The organism is Lactobacillus nasalidis (assembly GCF_016587775.1).
GTDB lineage: Bacteria > Bacillota > Bacilli > Lactobacillales > Lactobacillaceae > Lactobacillus > Lactobacillus nasalidis.
Genome location: NZ_BOCG01000586.1, coordinates 1 through 4,045, shown reverse-complemented (window position 1 = coordinate 4,045; position 4,045 = coordinate 1). Strand labels below are relative to the sequence as shown.

Here is a 4,045-nt window from a genome sequence, read left to right as displayed (position 1 = left end):
ACCTGGCTGCCGAAGCTTTGGCAGACGAAGCCGTCAGAAACGAATTTATTGAAAGACAAGTTGCAGAAGCCGGCTTCGTAGCCGGTGTAACCCACGACGCTTTGGTTGAATACCTTAAGGCTCTGACTCCAGTTGAACTGGTAACCAGAATCTACGAAGGCGTTCGCCGCGACGACTTGGAACTGACCACCCTGGACTTGGCTTCAGTGTCCGAAAACACTGAATGGCCATTCTTGATGGACCCGCTTCCAAACGCATACTTCACCCGTGACCCGCAAGCTTCAATCGGCGAAGGGATGTCAGTCAACAAGATGACTTTCCCAGCTCGTCAGCGTGAATCAATGATCACTGAATACATCTTGAAGTACAACGCTCGCTTCGCTGGCAAGGTTAAGGTATGGCGTGACAGAAACCACGAGAGCCACATCGAAGGTGGTGACGAACTGGTATTGAGCGACCACGTAGTAGCAATCGGTATTTCTGAACGTACTACGGCCGACGCAATTCAAGACATCGCCAAGAGCTTGTTTGCAAACTCTGACTACGACACTGTAATTGCCATCTCAATCCCTCACAACCACGCAATGATGCACCTTGACACGGTGTTCACCATGATCAACTACGATCAATTCACTGTTCACCCGGACATCTTGACTGAAGATGGCAAGGTTGACAACTGGGTACTGCACCCAGGCAAGGACGGGGAAGTAACCTTCGAACACCACACTGACATCAAGGAAGTTCTGAAGAAGGCCTTGGGCAAGTCAGAAATCGACCTGATCCCAACTGGCAACGGCGACCCAATCGTAGCTCCGCGTGAACAATGGAACGATGGTTCTAACACTTTGGCAATCGCTCCAGGCGAAGTTGTAACTTACAACAGAAACTACGTCTCCAACGCTTTGCTGAGAGAACACGGGATCCTGGTCCACGAAGTTCGCTCAAGCGAATTGTCAAGAGGCCGTGGCGGCCCACGCTGCATGTCCTGCCCAATTGTTCGTGAAGACATCTAATTGGTTTTGAGATACTAAAATTGCGGAGCTGGTCTATTGCTCAAAGGCTTAGACTGTCTCCGCTTTTTTAGGTGGAAAGAGTATTTATGAGGTAAAAATTATGGAAGAGAAAGTAAACAAAAACGGGATTGGCCTTGTCGGCCTGACCGCTTTGATCGTCAGTTCCTCCATTGGGACTGGGATCTTCGGGATTACTAGTTCCATCGCTCAATCTGCCGCTCCAGGGCCCGCAATTTTGTCCTGGCTGCTGGTTGGCTTTGGTTTCTTGATGCTTGTTCTGTCATTGAACAACTTGACTGAAAAAAGGTCTGACCTTAAGGGTGGGATCTTTGCTTACGCCGGGGCCGGCTATGGTCCGCTTGGCGAATTCATTTCCGGCTGGGCCTACTGGCTGAGTGCCTGGCTGGGCAACCTGGCCTTCGCGACCATGCTGATGAGCGCGATCGGGACCTTCGTTCCGGTCTTCAAGGGCGGCTCAAACCTGCCTTCAATCATCGTGGCCATCATCTTCTGCTGGGCCTTGACCTTCTTGGTTAACAACGGTGTCGAAAGTGCCTCCTTCATCAACACGATTGGTACTTTCTGCAAGGTTGTGCCATTGATCATGTTCGTTATCATCTGCATTGTTTCCTTCAAGGGCGGGATGTTCACTACCGACTTCTGGGGCAGAGTTGCCAACAACCTGTCCAAGGGGACTACTACCGGCGGCCTTTGGACCCAGATGAAGGGGACTTTGATGACCCTGATTTGGGTATTTATCGGTGTTGAAGGGGCCTCAGTCATGGGCTCACGTGCCAAGAGCCTGAAGGAAGCTCAACAAGCAACCATGCTTGGTTTCGTTCTGCTTTTGGTCTTCTACATGCTGATTTCAATCCTGCCATACGGCTCACTTACCCGGGCACAATTGGCTGGTGCTTCACAACCAGCTTTGGGGAGCGACTTGAAGATGATTGTCGGCGACTGGGGCGCTATGATCATCAACATTGGTTTGATCATTTCTACTATCGTTTCCTGGCTGTCATGGACCATGCTGCCAGCAGAAACCATGCTTTTGATCGCTGAAGATGGTGCTGCTCCTAAGTTCTGGGGCAAGCTGAACAGCAAGAAGGCGCCTACGAACTCATTGTTCACGACCGCCGTTTTGCAGACCATCTTCCTCTTCTCCTTGCTCTTCACTGACAAGGCTTACGAATTCTGTTACACTTTGGCCTCAAGTGCCATCTTGTTCTCATACCTGTTTGTCGGCTTGTACCAAATGAAGTTCAGCCGGGAACGCAAGGAATGGGGCCAATGGACCTACGGTCTGCTGGCAGCCCTCTTCCAGTTCCTGTGCATGATCCTGGCCGGCTGGCAATACGTTCTGGTTGTTTCCTTGAGTTACATTCCAGGCTTGATCGTTTACTACCAAGGCGTTCATGAACAAGGCAGAAAGCTGAACAAGAATGAAAAGATCACCTTTGTCGTTATCGCTTTGCTCTGTGTTCTGTCCATTGTTCTGATTGCCAACAAGACGATCGACATCATGTAATTGAAGTTAAAATCTTTCCTAAAAACGGCGGTTTACCGCCGTTTTTTTGCTGTCCGCCTTTGGTTTTTAATAAACAAATAGCAAAAAAGGCTTGCAATCCTGGCTGAATACGATATACTATTATTTGTGCTTACGGCGCAAACCGTAGCTTATGTCATGGAGGATTAGCTCAGCTGGGAGAGCATCTGCCTTACAAGCAGAGGGTCACAGGTTCGAGCCCTGTATCCTCCATCGAGTCGTTAGCTCAGTCGGTAGAGCATCTGACTTTTAATCAGAGGGTCGAGGGTTCAAGTCCCTCACGACTCATGGCCCTGATCTGCGGGTGTGGCGGAATTGGCAGACGCGCTAGATTTAGGTTCTAGTGTTTTCGGACGTGCGGGTTCAAGTCCCGCCACCCGTATTTCATATACTTGCCGATTTAGCTCAGTTGGTAGAGCATCTGTCTTGTAAACAGGGGGTCGTACGTTCAAGTCGTATAATCGGCATCGTGCGGAAGTAGTTCAGTGGTAGAACATCACCTTGCCATGGTGGGGGTCGCGGGTTCGAATCCCGTCTTCCGCTTTTACATCAGGATGCCGGAGTGGCGGAATTGGCAGACGCACAGGACTTAAAATCCTGCGGTTGGTTTCAACCGTACCGGTTCGACCCCGGTCTTCGGCATAAATGATGCACCCATAGCGCAACTGGATAGAGTGTCTGACTACGAATCAGAAGGTTGTAGGTTCAAGTCCTACTGGGTGCATGGCTCCGGGAAGTGGCTCAGTTTGGTAGAGCACCTGGTTTGGGACCAGGGGGTCGCAGGTTCAAATCCTGTCTTCCCGATTTGTAATTTGATATATTCCATATTGGTTACAATATGGCGGTGTAGCTCAGCTGGCTAGAGCGTCCGGTTCATACCCGGGAGGTCGAGGGTTCGATCCCCCCCGCCGCTATTTGTACAACTTGGACCTTTAGCTCAGTCGGTTAGAGCAGACGGCTCATAACCGTCCTGTCGTAGGTTCGAGTCCTACAAGGTCCATTTCTTAATCATCGCGGGATGGAGCAGTCTGGTAGCTCGTCGGGCTCATAACCCGAAGGTCGTTGGTTCAAATCCAGCTCCCGCAATCGCTTTTAAGTAAGCATGGCTCGGTAGCTCAGTTGGTAGAGCAATGGATTGAAGCTCCATGTGTCGGCGGTTCGATTCCGTCCCGCGCCATTGAAACAGAATAATTTGCGGGTATAGTTTAGTGGTAAAACCACAGCCTTCCAAGCTGTTGTCGCGAGTTCGATTCTCGTTACCCGCTTTGGGCCTGTAGCTCAGCTGGTTAGAGCGCACGCTTGATAAGCGTGAGGTCGATGGTTCAAGTCCATCCAGGCCCATTGGAGTAGTACTCAAGTGGCTGAAGAGGCGCCCTTGCTAAGGGTGTAGGTCGGGAAACTGGCGCCAGAGTTCGAATCTCTGCTACTCCGCCTGTAAAAGAGCTGCCTTGGCAGCTCTTTTTTTGTGCCCAAGGGGGCAGGGCAG

General features: G+C 50.8%; 2 protein-coding genes and 15 tRNA genes. All 17 read left to right on the top strand.

Annotation, left to right across the window (positions count from 1 at the left end):
* On the top strand, positions 1-1,013 hold a 1,013-nt coding region (locus tag lacNas_RS11055), incomplete at its 5' end, for an arginine deiminase (RefSeq protein WP_201336297.1).
* 100 nt (positions 1,014-1,113) lie between these two features.
* Positions 1,114-2,541, top strand: a complete 1,428-nt coding sequence (locus lacNas_RS11050) for a basic amino acid/polyamine antiporter (protein ID WP_201331313.1) — start codon at positions 1,114-1,116, stop codon at positions 2,539-2,541.
* Between the two features lie 158 nt (positions 2,542-2,699).
* Positions 2,700-2,772: transfer RNA gene (locus lacNas_RS11045), tRNA-Val, on the top strand.
* Positions 2,773-2,774: 2 nt separating this feature from the next.
* A tRNA-Lys gene (locus tag lacNas_RS11040) sits at positions 2,775-2,847 on the top strand.
* A 12-nt stretch (positions 2,848-2,859) separates the two neighbouring features.
* Positions 2,860-2,941 (top strand) — tRNA-Leu (locus lacNas_RS11035).
* Between the two features lie 12 nt (positions 2,942-2,953).
* A tRNA-Thr gene (locus lacNas_RS11030) sits at positions 2,954-3,026 on the top strand.
* Positions 3,027-3,030: 4 nt separating this feature from the next.
* Positions 3,031-3,102: transfer RNA gene (locus lacNas_RS11025), tRNA-Gly, on the top strand.
* A gap of 13 nt (positions 3,103-3,115) precedes the next feature.
* A tRNA-Leu gene (locus lacNas_RS11020) sits at positions 3,116-3,201 on the top strand.
* Between the two features lie 8 nt (positions 3,202-3,209).
* Positions 3,210-3,283: transfer RNA gene (locus lacNas_RS11015), tRNA-Arg, on the top strand.
* A 6-nt stretch (positions 3,284-3,289) separates the two neighbouring features.
* A tRNA-Pro gene (locus lacNas_RS11010) sits at positions 3,290-3,363 on the top strand.
* 36 nt (positions 3,364-3,399) lie between these two features.
* Positions 3,400-3,473 (top strand) — tRNA-Met (locus lacNas_RS11005).
* 12 nt (positions 3,474-3,485) lie between these two features.
* Positions 3,486-3,559: transfer RNA gene (locus lacNas_RS11000), tRNA-Ile, on the top strand.
* A 12-nt stretch (positions 3,560-3,571) separates the two neighbouring features.
* Positions 3,572-3,645: transfer RNA gene (locus tag lacNas_RS10995), tRNA-Met, on the top strand.
* Between the two features lie 18 nt (positions 3,646-3,663).
* Positions 3,664-3,736, top strand: a tRNA-Phe gene (locus tag lacNas_RS10990).
* Between the two features lie 17 nt (positions 3,737-3,753).
* Positions 3,754-3,824 (top strand) — tRNA-Gly (locus tag lacNas_RS10985).
* 2 nt (positions 3,825-3,826) lie between these two features.
* Positions 3,827-3,900: transfer RNA gene (locus lacNas_RS10980), tRNA-Ile, on the top strand.
* A gap of 2 nt (positions 3,901-3,902) precedes the next feature.
* Positions 3,903-3,990, top strand: a tRNA-Ser gene (locus lacNas_RS10975).
* The last annotated feature ends 55 nt before the right edge of the window (positions 3,991-4,045 follow it).

Excerpts from the sequence above, each read along its gene's own strand:
- lacNas_RS11050 (WP_201331313.1), top strand. The coding sequence starts at position 1,114 with ATGGAAGAGAAAGTAAACAAAAACGGGATTGGCCTTGTCGGCCTGACC.